The 15347-nt window shown below is 70.2% G+C and carries 16 protein-coding genes and 2 pseudogenes; 7 read left to right on the forward strand and 11 right to left on the reverse strand.

Annotation, left to right across the window (positions count from 1 at the left end; all coding sequences use genetic code 11):
• Positions 1-1899, forward strand: a pseudogene (locus PKD06_RS14530) (hypothetical protein); the annotation flags it as partial.
• Positions 1900-1906: 7 nt separating this feature from the next.
• On the opposite strand, the gene PKD06_RS14535 reads toward PKD06_RS14530, so the two are convergent.
• The 9 genes from PKD06_RS14535 to PKD06_RS14575 all read right to left on the reverse strand — a co-directional run bounded on the left by PKD06_RS14535 (position 1907) and on the right by PKD06_RS14575 (position 9470).
• Positions 1907-2146 carry a hypothetical protein gene (locus tag PKD06_RS14535; RefSeq protein ID WP_324381271.1) on the reverse strand — a complete coding sequence of 80 codons (240 nt, stop codon included), beginning with the start codon at positions 2144-2146 and terminating at the stop codon, positions 1907-1909.
• The gene (locus PKD06_RS14540; RefSeq protein WP_324381273.1) at positions 2125-2298 is read right to left on the reverse strand and encodes a hypothetical protein; all 174 of its coding nucleotides are present in this window, start codon (positions 2296-2298) and stop codon (positions 2125-2127) included. The genes PKD06_RS14535 and PKD06_RS14540 overlap by 22 nt, the downstream gene beginning before the upstream one ends.
• A 3-nt stretch (positions 2299-2301) precedes the next feature.
• Positions 2302-4164: a VWA domain-containing protein gene (locus PKD06_RS14545; RefSeq protein ID WP_324381275.1), complete on the reverse strand. Its 1863-nt coding sequence runs from the start codon at positions 4162-4164 to the stop codon at positions 2302-2304.
• 6 nt (positions 4165-4170) lie between these two features.
• Positions 4171-4962 carry a CbbQ/NirQ/NorQ/GpvN family protein gene (locus tag PKD06_RS14550; RefSeq protein ID WP_324381277.1) on the reverse strand — a complete coding sequence of 264 codons (792 nt, stop codon included), beginning with the start codon at positions 4960-4962 and terminating at the stop codon, positions 4171-4173.
• 2 nt (positions 4963-4964) lie between these two features.
• Positions 4965-6308 carry a cbb3-type cytochrome c oxidase subunit I gene (locus PKD06_RS14555; RefSeq protein WP_324381279.1) on the reverse strand — a complete coding sequence of 448 codons (1344 nt, stop codon included), beginning with the start codon at positions 6306-6308 and terminating at the stop codon, positions 4965-4967.
• Between the two features lie 11 nt (positions 6309-6319).
• Positions 6320-6772, reverse strand: coding sequence for a cytochrome c (locus PKD06_RS14560; RefSeq protein WP_324381281.1), 453 nt, complete (start codon positions 6770-6772; stop codon positions 6320-6322).
• Positions 6773-6904: 132 nt separating this feature from the next.
• Positions 6905-7606, reverse strand: coding sequence for a TIGR02281 family clan AA aspartic protease (locus tag PKD06_RS14565; RefSeq protein WP_324381283.1), 702 nt, complete (start codon positions 7604-7606; stop codon positions 6905-6907).
• A gap of 1 nt (position 7607) precedes the next feature.
• Positions 7608-7820 (reverse strand): DUF1289 domain-containing protein, encoded by a 213-nt coding sequence (locus PKD06_RS14570; RefSeq protein WP_324381285.1) that lies wholly within the window; start codon positions 7818-7820, stop codon positions 7608-7610.
• Positions 7821-7931: 111 nt separating this feature from the next.
• A complete protein-coding gene (locus tag PKD06_RS14575) occupies positions 7932-9470 on the reverse strand; it encodes a HAMP domain-containing sensor histidine kinase (RefSeq protein WP_324381287.1) in 1539 nt (512 codons plus the stop codon).
• 118 nt (positions 9471-9588) lie between these two features.
• Between PKD06_RS14575 and PKD06_RS14580 the strand changes: the two genes are divergently transcribed.
• The 4 genes from PKD06_RS14580 (at position 9589) to PKD06_RS14595 (ending at position 12141) form a co-directional block, all read left to right on the forward strand.
• On the forward strand, positions 9589-10089 hold the full coding sequence (locus tag PKD06_RS14580) for a thermonuclease family protein (protein WP_324381289.1): 501 nt from the start codon (positions 9589-9591) through the stop codon (positions 10087-10089).
• Positions 10090-10171: 82 nt separating this feature from the next.
• A complete protein-coding gene (locus tag PKD06_RS14585) occupies positions 10172-10783 on the forward strand; it encodes a glutathione S-transferase family protein (RefSeq protein ID WP_324381291.1) in 612 nt (203 codons plus the stop codon).
• Between the two features lies 1 nt (position 10784).
• A complete protein-coding gene (locus PKD06_RS14590) occupies positions 10785-11528 on the forward strand; it encodes an MBL fold metallo-hydrolase (protein ID WP_324381293.1) in 744 nt (247 codons plus the stop codon).
• Positions 11503-12141 (forward strand): uracil-DNA glycosylase family protein, encoded by a 639-nt coding sequence (locus PKD06_RS14595; RefSeq protein WP_324381295.1) that lies wholly within the window; start codon positions 11503-11505, stop codon positions 12139-12141. Before PKD06_RS14590 ends, PKD06_RS14595 begins: the two co-directional genes overlap by 26 nt.
• A gap of 10 nt (positions 12142-12151) precedes the next feature.
• Here the strand turns inward: PKD06_RS14595 and PKD06_RS14600 are convergent, their stop codons facing one another.
• Positions 12152-13027: an ATP-binding protein gene (locus PKD06_RS14600; protein WP_324381302.1), complete on the reverse strand. Its 876-nt coding sequence runs from the start codon at positions 13025-13027 to the stop codon at positions 12152-12154.
• A 350-nt stretch (positions 13028-13377) separates the two neighbouring features.
• On the opposite strand from PKD06_RS14600, the gene PKD06_RS14605 reads away from it, so the two are divergent.
• Together PKD06_RS14605 and trmFO are read left to right on the forward strand one after the other, a co-directional pair.
• The gene (locus tag PKD06_RS14605) at positions 13378-13524 is read left to right on the forward strand and encodes a DUF1127 domain-containing protein (protein WP_324381297.1); all 147 of its coding nucleotides are present in this window, start codon (positions 13378-13380) and stop codon (positions 13522-13524) included.
• A 95-nt stretch (positions 13525-13619) separates the two neighbouring features.
• Positions 13620-15038, forward strand: coding sequence for a methylenetetrahydrofolate--tRNA-(uracil(54)-C(5))-methyltransferase (FADH(2)-oxidizing) TrmFO (gene trmFO / locus PKD06_RS14610; protein ID WP_324381299.1), 1419 nt, complete (start codon positions 13620-13622; stop codon positions 15036-15038).
• A gap of 15 nt (positions 15039-15053) precedes the next feature.
• Here trmFO and PKD06_RS14615 read toward each other — a convergent pair.
• A pseudogene (locus tag PKD06_RS14615) lies at positions 15054-15347 on the reverse strand (branched-chain amino acid ABC transporter permease); the annotation flags it as partial.

Below are 15347 nucleotides of genomic sequence, written 5' to 3' on the forward strand. Positions count from 1 at the left end.
TCCGTGACCGGCATCGCGACCGAGCGGGAGGCGGCCGGGATCCGCCGGCGGCGCGAGGAAGCCTGGGCCGCGCATCGACGCGCGCTCGATCCCGCATCGGCCGATGCCTTCGAGGAGGCGATGCGCCACGACGACATCGTCGGCGCCGGGCGCCTCTCGGGCATGGCGGATCTGGCGAAGCTTCACCAGAACGGGCAGGCGCTCGCCGTGGCGCGGGCCGATCTCGCGCGCGCGGCCGAGCTGGAGGAGGGCGCGGCGGCGGCGCTCGCGCGCCTCGACGCCGAGGTGGCGCAGGCGATCCGCGCGATGGTGCCCGGCATCGACCCGATCCCTTCCCTGCCGGGGCTGGAGGATTGGCTCGCGCGCCGGGACCGGGCGCTCGAAGCGCGCGAGGCCGTCCGGCGCGCCGAGCGGGATCTGCGCGCCGCGCAAGCCGATGCCGGGGCGGCGCGGGATCGGCTGCGGGCCGCTCTCGGCCGGATCGGCCACGGCGCACCCGAGGCCGGTTTCGAGGCATGGCTCGCCGAGGCCCAGGCGGTCCTGGACCGGGAGGCCGAGCTTCGCCATCTGCGCTCCGATCTGGAGACGCGCCGGCGCGATCTCGCCGGGCGCGAGAGCGCCGCCGCCGTGGCCGAGGCCGCCGAGCGGAGCTGGACCGAGGCATGGGAAGCCGCCTGCCGCGGCTGCTGGCTCGGCGAGGCCGCCGAGTTGCCCCCGGTCGGCACGGTCGGCGAGATCCTCGCCGCGACGGGCGAGCTTGCCGGGGCGCTCGACAAGCGGGACGGGCTCCTCGACCGCATCGGGAAGATGGAGAAGGACCAGGGCGCGTTCCGCGAGGAGGTGGCTGCCCTCGCGGATGCCTTCGGCGTCCCCTTCGACCCGGCCCGCGTCCTCGATGCGGCGCAGCTCGTCGGCGACAGGATCCGGGAGGCCGAGGCCGCGAGCGACAGCCGCAAGCGGGTGCTCGGGCAACTGGAGGAGGCCAGGGAACGCCGGCGCCGCCTCGCCGAAAGATCGGAGATTCATGCGCAGGGCAGGCAGAAAATCTGCGCCTTCTTCGGCGTCGCCTCCCTGGAGCAGGTGGCGCGGAAGCTCGCCGACGCCGCCCGGCGCGCGGAGCTTCGCGGACAGGCCGAGGAGGCCGGGCGCGAGATCCTGGAGGCGACGCGCGCCCCCGACCTCGCCGCGGCCGAGGCCATGCTGGCGGCCGTGGACCGCGAGGCGCTGGAGGCGGAGCTGATCGAGCGCAAGGCGCGCCGCGATGACCAGGACCGGCGCTGCCATGAGCTTTTCGCGGCCTGGTCGGCGGCGCGGGACAAGGTCGAGGCGATCGGCGGCGACGCCGTGGCCGCGGCCATCGAGGAGCGCCGGCGCACGGTGCTGCTGGAGATCGAGGATGGCGCGATGCGCTATCTCCAGCTTCGCGCCGGCATTGCGGCGACGGAGCGGGCGCTCGCTGCCTATCGCGAGCGCCACCGCAGCTCGATGATGACGCGCGCCTCGGCGGCCTTCCGCGCCATCACCTGCGGCGCTTATGACGGTCTCGCCGCCCAGCCGGGAAAGGAGGGCGAGACGCTGATCGCGCTACCCGCGGGCGGCGGCTCGAAGGCTGCCGCCGAGCTGTCCAAGGGCACGCGCTTCCAGCTCTATCTTGCGCTGCGGGTCGCCGGATACCACGAGTTCCTGAGGGCGCGCCGGGCGGTGCCCTTCGTCGCCGACGACATCATGGAGACCTTCGACGATCATCGCGCGGAGGAATCCTTCCGCCTCCTCGGGGAGATGGCGGAGGGGGGGCAGGTGATCTATCTCACGCATCACCGGCATCTGTGCGAGATCGCCCGCCGGGCCTGTCCCGCGGCGCGTCTCCACAGCCTCGACGAGGCCCCGGCGAGCCCCTGACGCCGGCTCAGCCGCCCGCATCGGCCTCGGCCATCAGCCGGCGGATATGGCGGGCGAAGGCCCAGCTCGCCGGGATGCCGAGGAGAAGGCCGCCCCAGACGGAGGCCACAGGGGTCAGGACCGGCCAGCCGATCCAGCTCAGGACGAGCGACAGGAAGAAGAGGTTCACCGCCGCCGCCCCGGCGGCGAAGGGATAGATGGCGGCCAGGAGCCCCCATCCGGGTCTCAGCGGCGGCTGGCCAGCCATTTCGCCCCTCCCAGAGCGAGGACGAGGGCGACGCAGGCGATCGCGTAGGTAATCGCCATCGACCTGATCTCGGCCTCCTGGGCCGCCCGCCCGGACGCCGTCGCGAAAGCGGGGGCCGGGACCAGGGTGAGCAGAAGCAGCAGCGGACGCATGGCTCAGGCCTCCATCGTCAGGGTCTGGTAGATCTCGGGCAGCGCGCGGGGCAGGCGCGCGGGATCGGGCAGCAGCGTGAAGCCGCCGCGTCCGAAGATGCGGGCGAACCAGTCCTGCCCGTCCGCATCGACGACGATGCCGTGCACCGATTGCCCGAGGGCGCGGGCCTCGCGGACCGCCATGCGGCTGTCCTCGATGCCGTGCACGCCTTCATAGTGGTCGAGGTCGTTCGGCTTGCCGTCGGTCAGGACGAGGAGCAGGCGGCGGGCCGCGCTCTCCTCGGCGAGCATGGCCGAGGCGTGGCGGATCGCGGCGCCGAGCCGTGTGTAGTGGCCCGGGCGGAAGCCGCCGATCCGGGCGGTGACGGCGGGGCCCATCGGCTCCTCGAAGCTCTTGGCGCGTGTCAGGAAGACTCGGTCGCGCCGGAGCGAGGAAAAGCCCCAGATCGCGAGCCGGTCGCCGGCCGAATCGATGCCGGCGGCGAGCGCCGCGAGCGCATGGCGGGCGGTGTCGATGACGCTCGTGTCGCCGATCGCCGCCTCGGTCGAGCGCGAGCAATCCATCAGGAAGGCGACGGAGAGGTCGCGGGCGCTGGCGCGCGAGGACTGCCAGACGCGGTCGCTACCCGTCGCCCCGGCGCGGATCGCCACCTGCGAGCCGATGGCGGCGTCGAGGTCGAGATCCGTCCCGTCGAGCTGGCGTGAGAGCAGCACGCGGCGCGGATGCAGCGGCGCGAATTGCCGCCTCACCCGCGCGACGAGGCGCGCATCCGGCGCGAAGGCCGAGCCCGGCCCGCCCTCGGCCTCCAGCACGCGGACATGGTCCGGCATCGGGGCGCGGCTGCGGTGGTTCCATTCGGGATAGGTGAAGCGTCCCGCCAGCCGCTCGTGCTCGGCATCCTGGGGCGAGAGGTCGAGGCTGATCCGCAGCCGCGAGGCCGCACGGCGGACATGGTCGGTGAGGCTGATATGGTCGTGGTCCTCGGCCGCCTTCGCCGCATTTTCCGCATCGTCGTCGTCGGTCGTGCGGTTGAGGTTCAGGCTCTCCGCCCAGGACATGATCGCTTCGAAGCGGTGGATGATGAAGCTGTCCTTGCGGTTGGCCTGGTCGCGCTCCTCACGCTTCGCGCTCTTGCGCGTCGAAATCGGGAGGGAAGGCGCGGGCCGGTCCTCCGCGTCCGAGGCCGGCGCGCGCTCTGCGCCGGGCCGTGCGAGGCGCAGCAGGATCGGGACCGGAGCCCAGCTCCGGTAACCTCGCGGCGCGGGACCCATAGGCACGGGCGCTGGGCCTGCCGCGCCGAGGAGGGTGCCGATGACCGCCTCGACCTTCGCCTCGGCGGAAGGCAGGAAGGGGGGGCGGCGCGTGGCGCGCAGGTGGGCGCACATCCCGGCATAAGCGGGGCCGAGGCCGGGGCAGCGCGCGAGCGCCGCGCGGCCGGCCTCCGCGAGGGCGGCAAGCTCGGCCAGGTCGGCCGCCAGCGGATCGTCCTCGGGGCCCGGCAGCGTCACCGTGGCCGCGAGGGCGGCGAGCCAGAGATAGGCGGAACGGTTGAGCGCGCGGACCGGGAAGGCGTCCATCGTCGGCGGCAGCCGCAGGCGCTCGCCGGTGAAGTCGGCGACATGCGCAACCTCGCGCCGGGCGCCGAGCTGCGGTCCCCGGCGGTGGCCGGACGTGCTGGCCGGAGCCGGGAGAACCTCCGCGCCCGGCGAGCCGCCGAGCGCGTGGAACAGGGCGGCAATGCTCGGCCGCATGGAATCGAAGGTGACGGCGGCTTCGGCATGACCCTGCGGCGTGCGGCTCGCCCAGTCGTGCCAGAGGTTTCCGACCGTCTCCTCCGGCTCCATCAGGTCGAGCACGTGGATCATGGCCGCCTATCCGTAGACGGAAGCCGCGAGATCGCGCAACGCCTGTTGCACCTCGGCCTCGTCGCTGAGCGGCGCGACGATCGCCGCTTCGAGCGCCTGGTCCACCGCCATGCCGCCTGCGATCAGCGTCGCCGCATAGACGAGCAGGCGCGTGGAGACGCCCTCTTCCAGGTCCATGCCGGAGAGCTTGCGGATATGCCCGGCGAGCCGCACCAGGGCGCCCGCCCGCGCCTCGTCGAGCCCGCTCTCGGCGACCAGCACCGCCCGCTCGACGGCGGGGTCGGGGAAATCGAAGCCGATCGACACGAAGCGCTGCCGGGTGGAGGGCTTCAGCTTCTTCAGGATCGACTGGTAGCCGGGATTGTAGCTCGCCACGAGCATGAAGGAGGGCGGCGCCGCCAGTTCCTCGCCCGTCCGGTCGATCATCAGGCGGCGGCGGTCGTCGGTCAGGGGATGCAGGACCACGGTCACGTCGCGGCGCGCCTCCACCACCTCGTCGAGATAGCAGATGCCGCCCCGGCGCACGGCGCGGGTCAGCGGGCCGTCGACCCATTCCGTTTCCCCGCCCCGCAGCAGGTAGCGGCCGATCAGGTCGGCCGCGGAGAGGTCGTCGTGGCAGGCGACCGTGAAGAGCGGCAGGCCGAGGCGCGCCGCCATGTGCTCGACGAACCGCGTCTTGCCGCAGCCGGTCGGCCCCTTCAGGAGAAGGGGCAGGCCGTGGCGGTGGGCGGCCTCGAAGACCGCGCATTCGTTCGCGGCCGGCCGGTAGAAGGGGATCGCGGCGACGGGAGCGTTCATGATCACTCCGCCGGAACCGCGACCGGGCCGGGCCTGACGACCTCGCCCCTGACCACGAACTGGCTGTAGATGAACAGGAGCGCGCCCACCACGACCATCGTGCCTGCGGCGAAGCGCATCACGTAGAACAGCACGAGCTGGTCCTGCACCTCCATGTAGAACATCCCCATGACGCGCTGGAGATGGGTCTGGACCACACCCGCGAAGGTGAGCGTGAAGGTCATGAAGGCCATGCCGCTCGTCATCAGCCAGAAGGAGGCCATGTTGAGGACCTGGTTATAGGGCTCGCGGCCGCGCAGCACCGGCATCGCATAGGTGATCATCGCGAGGTTCAGCATCACATAGGCGCCGTAGAAGGCGAGGTGTCCGTGCGCCGCCGTCACCTGCGTGCCGTGGCTGTAGTAGTTCACCCCGTGCACCGTGTGCAGGAAGCCCCAGACGCCGGCGCCGAAAAAGGCCATGACCGAGCAGCCGAGCGACCATAGGAGCGCCGCCTTGTTCGGATGGTTCTTGCGCCCCTTCCAGACCATGATGAAGGCGAAGCTCATCATGGCGAAGAAGGGCACGACCTCGAACATCGAGAAGATGGTGCCGGTCCATTGCCAGTAGCTCGGGGTGCCGATCCACAGATAGTGGTGGCCCGTGCCGAGGATGCCCGAGAAGAGCGCCGTCGAGACGATGACGTAGAGCCATTTCTCGATCACCTCGCGGTCGACGCCGGTCAGCTTCAGCATCAGGTAGCCGAGGATCGCCGCCATCACGAGCTCCCAGGTCCCCTCGACCCAGAGATGGACGACGAACCACCAGTACATCTTGTCGAGGGCGAGGTTGTGCGGGTTGATGAAGGCAAAGATCCACAAGAGCGACAGCAGCCAAAGGCCGAGGAGCAGGATGTTCGTGATCGCCGTCTTGCGGCCCCCGAGCGCCGTCAGCGTGACGTTGGCGAGGAAGATCAGCGCGGCGACCAGGATGCCGAGCTTGACCCAGAGCGGCTGCTCGAGGAACTCGCGGCCCTCGTGGATGCGGAAGAGATAGCTCACCACCGCCCCGAGCGTGCCGACGACCAGGATCCCGAGCTGGATGTAGGCGAGCTTCTCGGAGAACAGCTCGCGCTCGGTTTCCTCCGGCAGGAGGTAATAGGTGCCGCCGAAGAATCCGAGCAGAAGCCACACGATCAGCGCGTTGGTGTGGATCATCCGCACGATGTTGAAGGGCAGGAGCTCGGAGACGGTGTTGGGCGAGATGTAGATCCAGCCGGCGAGGAGCCCGCCGAGCACCTGGATCGCGAACAAAGCCATCGCGACGGTGAAATAGGCGAGCGCGACTTTCTGGGATTGGTACTTCATGTCTGCCTCCCTCAGCCCGCGTCGTTCGGCGGCCAGTTCTGCGTGTCGTTGTGATCGGCCCAGCGCAGGAATTCGGACAGCGCGCGGATGTCTTCGTCGCTGAGTGCGAAATGCGGCATCTGCCGGCGGCCCTCGATGCCCGAGGGCTGCGCCTCGAGCCACGCCTTCATCATCTGGAAGGCGCCGTCGGGGTCCTCATAGACCTTCCAGCGCGTCGTCAGGTTGCCCAGCTCGGGGGCGAAATAGGCTCCCTCCCCGTGCAGCGTGTGGCAGTTGATGCAGGAATGGCGCTCCCACACCCCCTTGCCGCGCACGACCTCGTCGGTCAGCGGCATAGCGACGGTCGACTTGGTCACGATATAGTGATGGCTGTGCCAGGTCATCAGACCGAACACGGCTGCGAAGAACAGCGATCCGCCGTAGAAGACGTTTCGCGCCCGCGCCTTGGTGAGGATTTCGGACATCGCGCGCCTTTCCCCCGGATGGCTGGAATGATTCCGGCCTAGCCTCCGGCTCGGTCCGGTTCTTTGCGCGGACGCAAAGAGCGGCGTGCCGAGGGAACTTCGGAGGGGACGACGCGGCGGGGCGGCGGGCCGCTAGCTTTTCCGGGCCCGGAGGACGAGGCGATTGTGGCGCACCTCGTAGGAATCGAGCCGGCCGAGCACGCTTTGTCCGAACAGGTTGTCGATGAGGAGGCCGGGCTTCGCCACGAGCGCGGAGACGCGTGTGAACACGATCGGGCCGATGGCCAATTCGTCGAGCACGACCGGCGCGGTGAGGGAGCGGCCGTTGGCCGTCTGGACGGGGGCGGTGAAGCGCAGGCTTTCCGGCGGGAATCCCAGCATGCGCGCCGTCTCGGCCGTCAGCACGACGGAGCTTGCGCCCGTATCGAACATGAAGGGCGCCGGCTTGCCGTTGACGAGGGCCTCGAAGCGGAAATGGCCGTCGCGGCGGCGGGGGATGGAGACCTCTCCCTCCCGGCTCACGATCGCCTCGGGCGGCCCGTAGCCGAATTCCTCGGCGAGGGAGCGCAGGCCCTCGGCCGCCTCCTCGCGCTTCAGATAGACCGCTCCGGCCGAGGCCACGAAGATCGCCCACATGACGACGGCGCCGAGCGCGTCGCGCAGGCTCGCCCGGCCGCGCTCGACGGCCCAGCCGGTCAGCCACAGCACGGCGGCGCCCAGCAGCAGGAGAGCGATCGCCTCCCGCGTGGCCATGCCGGCGACGCTCGCCTCGCCCCGCAGGAAGAGAACCGCCGCGGCGAAGGCCAGGAGCCCGGCCGAGACCGTGCCGGCCATGCTAGTCCCGTCCTTCCGCCGCGCGGCCCTCGGGAGGCCGGGCGCGGGCATGGGCGGCCAGCCTGTCCCCGAGGCCCGCCATGACGGCCTGCCTCGCCTCCTCGCTCATGCTCCCCCAGGCCGCGATCTCGTCCCGGGTGCGGCCGCAGCCGGTGCAGAGGCGGGCCTCCTCGTCGAGGCGGCAGACGCGGATGCAGGGAGTCGAGACGGTCATGGGCCAGCTGGAGAACTCGGCGGCTCATATGGCGGCGGCGCGGGCCGGACGCCAGATGCGCTTCGCAGGACGCGCCTGCAAAGCGCGTCCCTGTGGCCAAACTACGGTCTCTCAGGAGGCGCGGGCGCGCCGGGCCGGGAGGGCGGCCTCGCCGTCGAGCTGCACCGGGGCGAGCGTGTCCATCACGCGCGAGGCGGGGAAGGTCACGATGACCTCGGTGCCCTCGCGCGGGCGCGAACGGATCTGGAAGCCCCCGCCGAGCAGGTCGACGAGCCCCTTCACGATCGGGAGCCCGAGGCCCGATCCCTGCTCCGCCGTCTTGATCGCGAGGGAGCCGCGGCCGAAGGAGGACATCACGATCGGGATTTCCTCCTCCGGGATGCCGGGCCCGCTGTCCTTCACGTTGACATATTGCCCGCCCGAGGACGTCCAGCCGACCTTGATGACGATCGTCCCGCCGGGCGGGGTGAACTTGATGGCATTCGAGAGGATGTTCAGCACGATCTGGCGCACCGCCCGCTCGTCCGCCCACAGGCGCGGCAGCGAGGGAGCGATGATCTCCTGGACCGACTGGCCCTTCGCCTTCGCCCGCAGCGCCAGCATGTGGCGGGCGTCGGAGACGACCCAGCCGAGATGGACGGCCTCCTCGGTCAGCTCGTAGCGGCCCGCCTCGATCCGCGACAGGTCCAGGATCTCGTTGATCAGGGTCAGGAGATGCTGGCCGCTCTCGTGGATGTCCTTCGAATAGTCCTTGTAGGAGGGGGCGGCGTGAGGTCCGAAGACCTCGTTCATCATCACCTCCGAGAAGCCCATGATGGCGTTGAGCGGGGTGCGCAGCTCGTGGCTCATCGTCGCCAGGAAGCGCGACTTGGCGAGGTTCGCCTCCTCGGCCCGGCGCCGGGCCTCGTCCGAATTGCCCTTCGCCTCCTCCAGCTCCACCAGGATGTGGTCCTTCTCGGCGCGGGAGCGGATGCTGCTGAGCGTGCTCTCGTAGAGGCGGTTGCTGAGCATGGTCAGGAAGACGAAGGCCGTCGTGGTCATGACGGCCAGGACCGAGGCGCCGGCGTCGCGGGAGGTGACGGCGATCAGCGCCACCACGAGGGCGAGCGGAACGAGGCCGCCGCAGACGGCGAGCGGAACCGAGGACGACAGCGTGGTCGTGACCGCCGCGATCATCAGCGAGACGAAAAGGGTGAAGCCGTAGGTCCCCCCCTCGACGTCGGCGAGAAGCTTGATGGCCGGCGCCCAGCCGCAGGTGAAGACGAATTCGGTGACGATGAACCGCCGGCGCCACGCCGCGATGGAGGCGGAATCCGGCTCGGTCCTCAGGAAGCGCTCGACCAGCCCGTACCGGATGGCCAGGATGGCCGAGACCAGCACGAACCAGATCCCGGCCATGCCGGTGGAGATCCAGTAGGTCGACACGCCCGCGACGACACCCGCGAGGGCGAGCACCACGATCGCCGCCCGCGCCTGGTTCTCGGCATAGACGCGCACGAGTTCGTATTCGAAGGTGCGCTCGAGCCCGATCGAGGAGGTCAGCTTCTCGCGGGCGGTTCGGATGTCCTGGGCGAGGCGGCGCCGGCGCGCGCGGTCGGAGAAGGTCGCGTCGCGACCCTGCTCAACCATCTCGGCCGTGAGTTCGCCCATGACAACGCAACGCCTTTCCGGGACGGACCGGAACGGAGCGATCATGATTCAGAAAGGTTAACCCTGTCCTGCCGCATAAGGGTCGGGACAGGGTGGAGACGCGATTCATGGTCGCCGGATGAGAAGGGGGCTCCGTCCGCTCGACCTCGCCGCGGCGATCGTCGTTCTCCTCTGCCTTCTCGCCCTCGCGGCGATGCTGCGCGAGAGGCCGATCGCGGGCAAGGCCTTCGCGATCGACGGCGACACCCTGGTCGTGGACGGGCGGCGCATCCGCCTCGTCGGCCTCGACGCTCCGGAGATCGGGCAGAGCTGCGAGAGGGAAGGCCGCGCCTATCGCTGCGGCGAGGAGGCGAGGGCGGCGATCCGGGCCTTCATCGCCGGGGAGCCGGTGACCTGCGCCGCGCAGGGCCGCGACCGCTACGGTCGCGACCTCGCGACCTGCCGCGTCCGCGCGCAGGATATCGGCGCCCATCTCGTCAGGAGCGGCCAGGCGGTCTCCTTCGGCGCCTATGGAGAGGAGGAGAGGGAGGCGCGCGAGGCGAGGCGGGGAATCTGGGCAGGCCCCTTCGAGACGCCGCAGGCGTGGCGGCGCCGCCACGGGGTCGGCGCCCCTCCGTGACGGCGGGGCGGGAGACGCGTCGATTCCGCTTGCGTCCCGGCCGGCACCTCACGCAATGGAGGGGAAGCGGAGGGTCGATCGGATGAAGCTCTACGACGGCGGCCGCGCCCCCAATCCGCGGCGCGTTCGCATCTTCCTGGCGGAGAAGGGGATTTCGGTTCCGCTCGTGCCGGTCGACATCATGAAGGGCGAGCACAAGACGCCCGCCTTCACCTCGCTCAACCCGATGCAGCGCATCCCGAGCCTCGTCCTCGACGACGGCACCGTGATCTCCGAATCGATCGCCATCTGCCGCTATTTCGAGGCCCTCCAGCCCGAGCCGGCCCTGTTCGGGCGCGGTCCGGCGGGATGCGCGCTCGTCGAAATGTGGCAGCGCCGGATGGAACTCGACCTGCTGCTCGCCGTCGCCGCGGTGTTCCGCCACACCCATCCTTCCATGGTCACGCTGGAGGCGCAGCAGGTGGCCGAATGGGGCGAGGCCAATCGCAGCCGGGTCGCCAGCTTCCTCACCTTCCTCGACGGCCATCTGGAGGGCCGCGAATTCGTGGCCGGCGATGAATTCTCGGTGGCCGACATCACCGGGCTCGTCGCCGTCGATTTCATGCGCCTGCCGAGGATCCCCGTCCCGGAGGGGCTCGCGAACGTGAAGCGCTGGCACGGTGCCCTCGCGGCCCGGCCCAGCGCGAAGGCCTGACATGAAGCTCACCGTCATCGGCTGCGGCGACGCCTTCGGCGCGGGCGGGCGCGCCAATACCTGCTTCCTGCTCGAGACCGGGACGCAGACCATTGCGCTCGATTTCGGCGCCACCTCGCTCGTGCAGATGCGCCGGCTCGGCCTCGATCCGCTGGCGATCGACGTCATCGTGCTGAGCCATCTGCACGGCGACCATTTCGGCGGCATTCCCTTCCTGCTGCTGTTCCGGCAATTCAACTGCGCCAACCGGCGGCCGCTCACGATTGCGGGGCCGGTCGGCACGCGCGAGCGCCTTCTCGCCGCCTCGGAGGTCTTCTTTCCCGGCAGTTCCCGGACGGAGTGGAAGTTCGCCCTCACCGTGGTCGAGGTCCCTTGCGGGGAACCCTGGACCTGCGAGGGACTCGAACTCGTCTCCCGCGAGGTCGTCCATCCCTCCGGGGCGCCGTCCACCGGAGTGAGGCTGCGCCTCGGGGACAGGCTGCTCGCCTATTCCGGCGATACCGAATGGACGGATGCGCTCTACGAGATCGCCGCCGGGGCCGATCTCTTCATCTGCGAGTGCTACAAGCGGGACGGAACGCCGGTCTATCACATGAGCCTCGACCAGATCGCCGCGCATCGCGCCGGCCTGCGGGCCGGGCGCATCATGCTGACCCATATGAGCGAGGAGATGCTCGCGGCCACCGGGGCGGCGCGGGAACTGGGGTTCGAAATCGCCCATGACGGGCTCGTCGTCGCGTTCTGATCTTTTCCTCGCGCTCAAGGCCCGGGCCGAATCCTGCCGCATCTGCCGCGACGCACCAGCCGGGGAGCCGCTCGCGCACGAGCCCCGGCCCATTCTCCAGGGAACGGGCCGCGCCCGCCTTCTCGTCGCCAGCCAGGCGCCGGGGATCCGGGCTCATCTCAGCGGGCGTCCTTTCGACGATCCCTCGGGCGTGCGGCTGCGGGCCTGGCTCGGCCTCGACGAGGCGGGGTTCTACGACCCGGACCTCGTCGCCATCGTGCCGATGGGCCTGTGCTTTCCCGGCCATGACGCCCAGGGCGGCGACCTCCCGCCCCGGCGCGAATGCGCGCCCGTCTGGCGCGCGCCGCTCCTCGCGGCCTTGCCCCGGATCAGGCTGATCCTCGCGATCGGCCTCTATGCCCAAGCCTTCCATCTCGGCCGCGGCCCCGCGCTCGGCGCGCGGATGCGTCTCTGGCGCGAGATCCTGGGCGGCGACCGGAACCCCCGCATCCTGCCGCTGCCGCATCCCTCCTGGCGGAATTCCGGCTGGTTGAAGCGCAATCCCTGGTTCGAGGCCGAGCTTCTGCCCGTGCTTCGCGCCGAGGTCGCCCGGCTCCGGGCGGGGGACGAATAGAGGGAAGCTCTCAGCCGAGCCTCTTGCCCTCGCGCCCGGCGAGTTCCTGGATGAACTGCCAGGCGGTGCGGCCCGAGCGGGCGCCGCGGGTCGTGGCCCATTCGAGCGCCTCGCGCCGCAGCGCCTCCTTGTCCCCGCCGAGGCCGAAGCGGCCGGCATAGCCGAAGACCATGTCGAGATATTCGTCCTGGCTGCATTTGTGGAAGCCGAGCCAGAGGCCGAAGCGGTCCGACAGCGAGACCTTCTCCTCGACCGCCTCGCCCGGATTGATGGCGGTCGAGCGCTCGTTCTCCATCATGTCGCGCGGCAGGAGGTGGCGGCGGTTCGAGGTGGCGTAGAAGATGACGTTGTCGGGCCGGCCCTCGATGCCCCCCTCCAGCACCGCCTTGAGCGACTTGTAGGAGGTGTCGTCCGCGTCGAAGGAGAGGTCGTCGCAGAAGACGATGAAGCGGTGCGGGTCCTCGCGCAGCTGCGCCATGAGATCCGGCAGGGTCTCGATGTCCTCGCGGTGGATCTCGATCAGCTTGAGGGGGCGCTCCGGCCGCGCCGCCGCCTCGTTCACCTCCGCATGGACCGCCTTGACCAGCGACGACTTGCCCATGCCCCGCGCGCCCCAGAGGAGCGCGTTGTTCGCCGGCAGGCCGCGCGCGAAGCGCTCGGTGTTCATGACAAGCGTGTCGCGCATCCGGTCGATGCCGCGCAGCAGGCTCATCTCGACGCGGTTCACGCGCGGCACGGGCGACAGGCGCCGCTCGGCCGCCTGCCACACGAAGGCGTCGGCCGATTCGATCGACAGCGCGCGCCGCGGCGGGGGGGCCAGGCGGTCGAGAGCGTCGGCGATCCGCTGGAGCAGGTTCTTGCAATCGGGGTCCGACAAGGCGTTCATCATGGGGTCCGGGTCTCTGGGGGCTGTTTCGCCGGAATCAGGGCAGGGTCGCATGTGCCTGCGCGAGGGCCGGGTCAACCTCGCGCGGCGGCGGCGGGCGGCCGGGATGGGGCAAGCGTGTGTGCTGCGCCGCACCAAATTTGGGCTGGCCGGGCCTTGACGTTCCGCACGAGCTAGGCGTGTGCCGCATAGATCGGAGACGAAACGCCGATAAAGTTAGCAAGTTACTAACGTATGCATGCGTATAGCGCATGGCTGAGGCTTGGTGGGGAGAGGTTTTCAGGCAGCCCTGCCCGTCTTATATGCATTGCACAACGCGGCGCTCACACGCTGCTTCGTAGAGAGAGACCATGTTCACGTCGTTCGTCATGGCCAAGATCCGGGCCTATCTGAAGTACCGCGAGACGGTCCGCGAGCTGTCGCGGCTGTCGGATCGCGAGCTTGAGGATATCGGGATCGCGCGCGCCGACATCGAGAACCTGGCCAAGGTGGGCTGATCCCGCCTGGAGCTTAGGGGGCTGATTTGCTGGCGACGCCCACCTTTCAGGTGGGCGTCTTTGCGTTGGGACCCTGCTTCGGGTAGGCGGGCGGGATGTCTGACGCGATCCATATCGTCGGCGGGGGGCTCGCCGGCTCCGAGGCCGCCTGGCAGGCGGCCGAGGCGGGCGCCCATGTCGTCCTCCACGAAATGCGCCCCGAGCGGCGCACCGAGGCGCACCAGACGGACGGGCTCGCCGAACTCGTCTGCTCCAATTCCTTCCGCTCCGACGATGCGCGGACCAACGCCGTGGGGCTCCTGCACCAGGAGATGCGCCGCCTCGGCTCGCTGATCATGCGCGAGGGCGACCGCCACCAGGTGCCGGCAGGAGGGGCGCTCGCGGTTGATCGCGAGGGCTTCTCGCAGGCGGTGACCGCGGCCCTCGCCTCCCATCCGCGCATTGTGATCGCACGCGGCGAGGTGGCCGGCTTGCCGCCGGAGGAATGGGGATCCGCGATCGTCGCGACCGGCCCCCTGACCTCGCCCGCCCTGGCCGAGGCCGTTCGCGCGGTGACGGGCGAGGGCGAGCTTGCCTTCTTCGACGCCATAGCGCCCATCGTCCATCGCGATTCGATCGATCTCGGCAAGGCGTGGTTCCAGTCGCGCTACGACAAGGCCGGCCCCGGCGGCACGGGGGCGGATTATCTCAACTGCCCTCTCGACCGCGAGCAGTACGAAGCCTTCGTCGCCGCCCTGGTCGGGGGCGAGAAGACCTCCTTCAAAGAGTGGGAGGCCACGCCCTATTTCGACGGCTGCCTGCCGATCGAGGTCATGGCCGAGCGCGGGGCCGAGACCCTGCGCTGGGGGCCGATGAAGCCGGTGGGGCTGACGAATCCGCACCGGCCGGGCGAGAAGCCCTATGCCGTCGTCCAGCTCCGGCAGGACAACGCGCTCGGCACGCTCTTCAACATGGTCGGCTTCCAGACGAAGCTGAAACATGGCGAGCAGGTCCGCATCTTCCGCACCATCCCCGGGCTGGAGCGGGCGGAGTTTGCCCGCCTCGGCGGGCTGCACCGCAACACCTACCTGAACTCCCCGAAACTGCTCGACGGCGAATTGCGGCTGCGCGTCCTGCCGCGCCTGCGCTTCGCGGGGCAGATCACGGGCTGCGAGGGCTATGTCGAGAGCGCCGCCATCGGCCTTCTCGCCGGGCGTTTCGCGGCCGCCGAGCGGCTCGGCGGCCGCTTCGAGTTGCCGCCCGTGACGACCGCGCTCGGCGCGCTCGTCCGCCACATCACGGGCGGGCATCTGTCCGTGGAAGGGGAGGGGGGCTTGCGCTCCTTCCAGCCGATGAACATCAATTTCGGGCTCTTTCCGCCTCTCGAGGCTGCGCCCAAGGGCCCCGAGGGAAAGCGTCTGCGTGGCAGTGAGAAGGCGCAGGCGCGAAAATGCGCGCTGACCGACCGCGCCCGTGCCGATCTCGCCGCCTGGCTGGCGGATGGGGCCCCCGGGGAATCGCCTGGGAGTGCGTGAGGCTTCGCAGCCCCCTCAGATCCGCTCGATGAGCTTGTCGCCGAAGAGGCCCTCGGGCCGGATCATGAGGAAGCCGAGGGCGATGAAATAGGCGAGCCAGGATTCGATGCCCCCGCCGACCAGCGGCCCCCAGTAGAACTCGCCGAGCTTCTCGCCGATGCCGATGATGAGGCCGCCGACGATGGCGCCCGGAATCGAGGTCAGGCCGCCGAGGATCAGCACCGGCAGCGCCTTCAGGGCGATGACCTCGAGCGCGAAGGACACTTCCGAGCGCGCGCCCCACATGATCCCCGTCGCGAGCGCCACGAT

This window comes from Enterovirga sp., assembly GCF_035325185.1.
GTDB lineage: Bacteria > Pseudomonadota > Alphaproteobacteria > Rhizobiales > Beijerinckiaceae > Enterovirga.

Bases quoted from the DNA above. Each gene is read 5' to 3' on its own strand.
- PKD06_RS14535 (WP_324381271.1), bottom strand. From the start codon at position 2,146: ATGGCTGGCCAGCCGCCGCTGAGACCCGGATGGGGGCTCCTGGCCGCC.
- PKD06_RS14540 (WP_324381273.1), bottom strand. From the start codon at position 2,298: ATGCGTCCGCTGCTGCTTCTGCTCACCCTGGTCCCGGCCCCCGCTTTC.
- PKD06_RS14545 (WP_324381275.1), bottom strand. From the start codon at position 4,164: ATGATCCACGTGCTCGACCTGATGGAGCCGGAGGAGACGGTCGGAAAC.
- PKD06_RS14550 (WP_324381277.1), bottom strand. From the start codon at position 4,962: ATGAACGCTCCCGTCGCCGCGATCCCCTTCTACCGGCCGGCCGCGAAC.
- PKD06_RS14555 (WP_324381279.1), bottom strand. From the start codon at position 6,308: ATGAAGTACCAATCCCAGAAAGTCGCGCTCGCCTATTTCACCGTCGCG.
- PKD06_RS14560 (WP_324381281.1), bottom strand. From the start codon at position 6,772: ATGTCCGAAATCCTCACCAAGGCGCGGGCGCGAAACGTCTTCTACGGC.
- PKD06_RS14565 (WP_324381283.1), bottom strand. From the start codon at position 7,606: ATGGCCGGCACGGTCTCGGCCGGGCTCCTGGCCTTCGCCGCGGCGGTT.
- PKD06_RS14570 (WP_324381285.1), bottom strand. From the start codon at position 7,820: ATGACCGTCTCGACTCCCTGCATCCGCGTCTGCCGCCTCGACGAGGAG.
- PKD06_RS14575 (WP_324381287.1), bottom strand. From the start codon at position 9,470: ATGGGCGAACTCACGGCCGAGATGGTTGAGCAGGGTCGCGACGCGACC.
- PKD06_RS14580 (WP_324381289.1), top strand. From the start codon at position 9,589: ATGAGAAGGGGGCTCCGTCCGCTCGACCTCGCCGCGGCGATCGTCGTT.
- PKD06_RS14585 (WP_324381291.1), top strand. From the start codon at position 10,172: ATGAAGCTCTACGACGGCGGCCGCGCCCCCAATCCGCGGCGCGTTCGC.
- PKD06_RS14590 (WP_324381293.1), top strand. From the start codon at position 10,785: ATGAAGCTCACCGTCATCGGCTGCGGCGACGCCTTCGGCGCGGGCGGG.
- PKD06_RS14595 (WP_324381295.1), top strand. From the start codon at position 11,503: ATGACGGGCTCGTCGTCGCGTTCTGATCTTTTCCTCGCGCTCAAGGCC.
- PKD06_RS14600 (WP_324381302.1), bottom strand. From the start codon at position 13,027: ATGAACGCCTTGTCGGACCCCGATTGCAAGAACCTGCTCCAGCGGATC.
- PKD06_RS14605 (WP_324381297.1), top strand. From the start codon at position 13,378: ATGTTCACGTCGTTCGTCATGGCCAAGATCCGGGCCTATCTGAAGTAC.
- trmFO (WP_324381299.1), top strand. From the start codon at position 13,620: ATGTCTGACGCGATCCATATCGTCGGCGGGGGGCTCGCCGGCTCCGAG.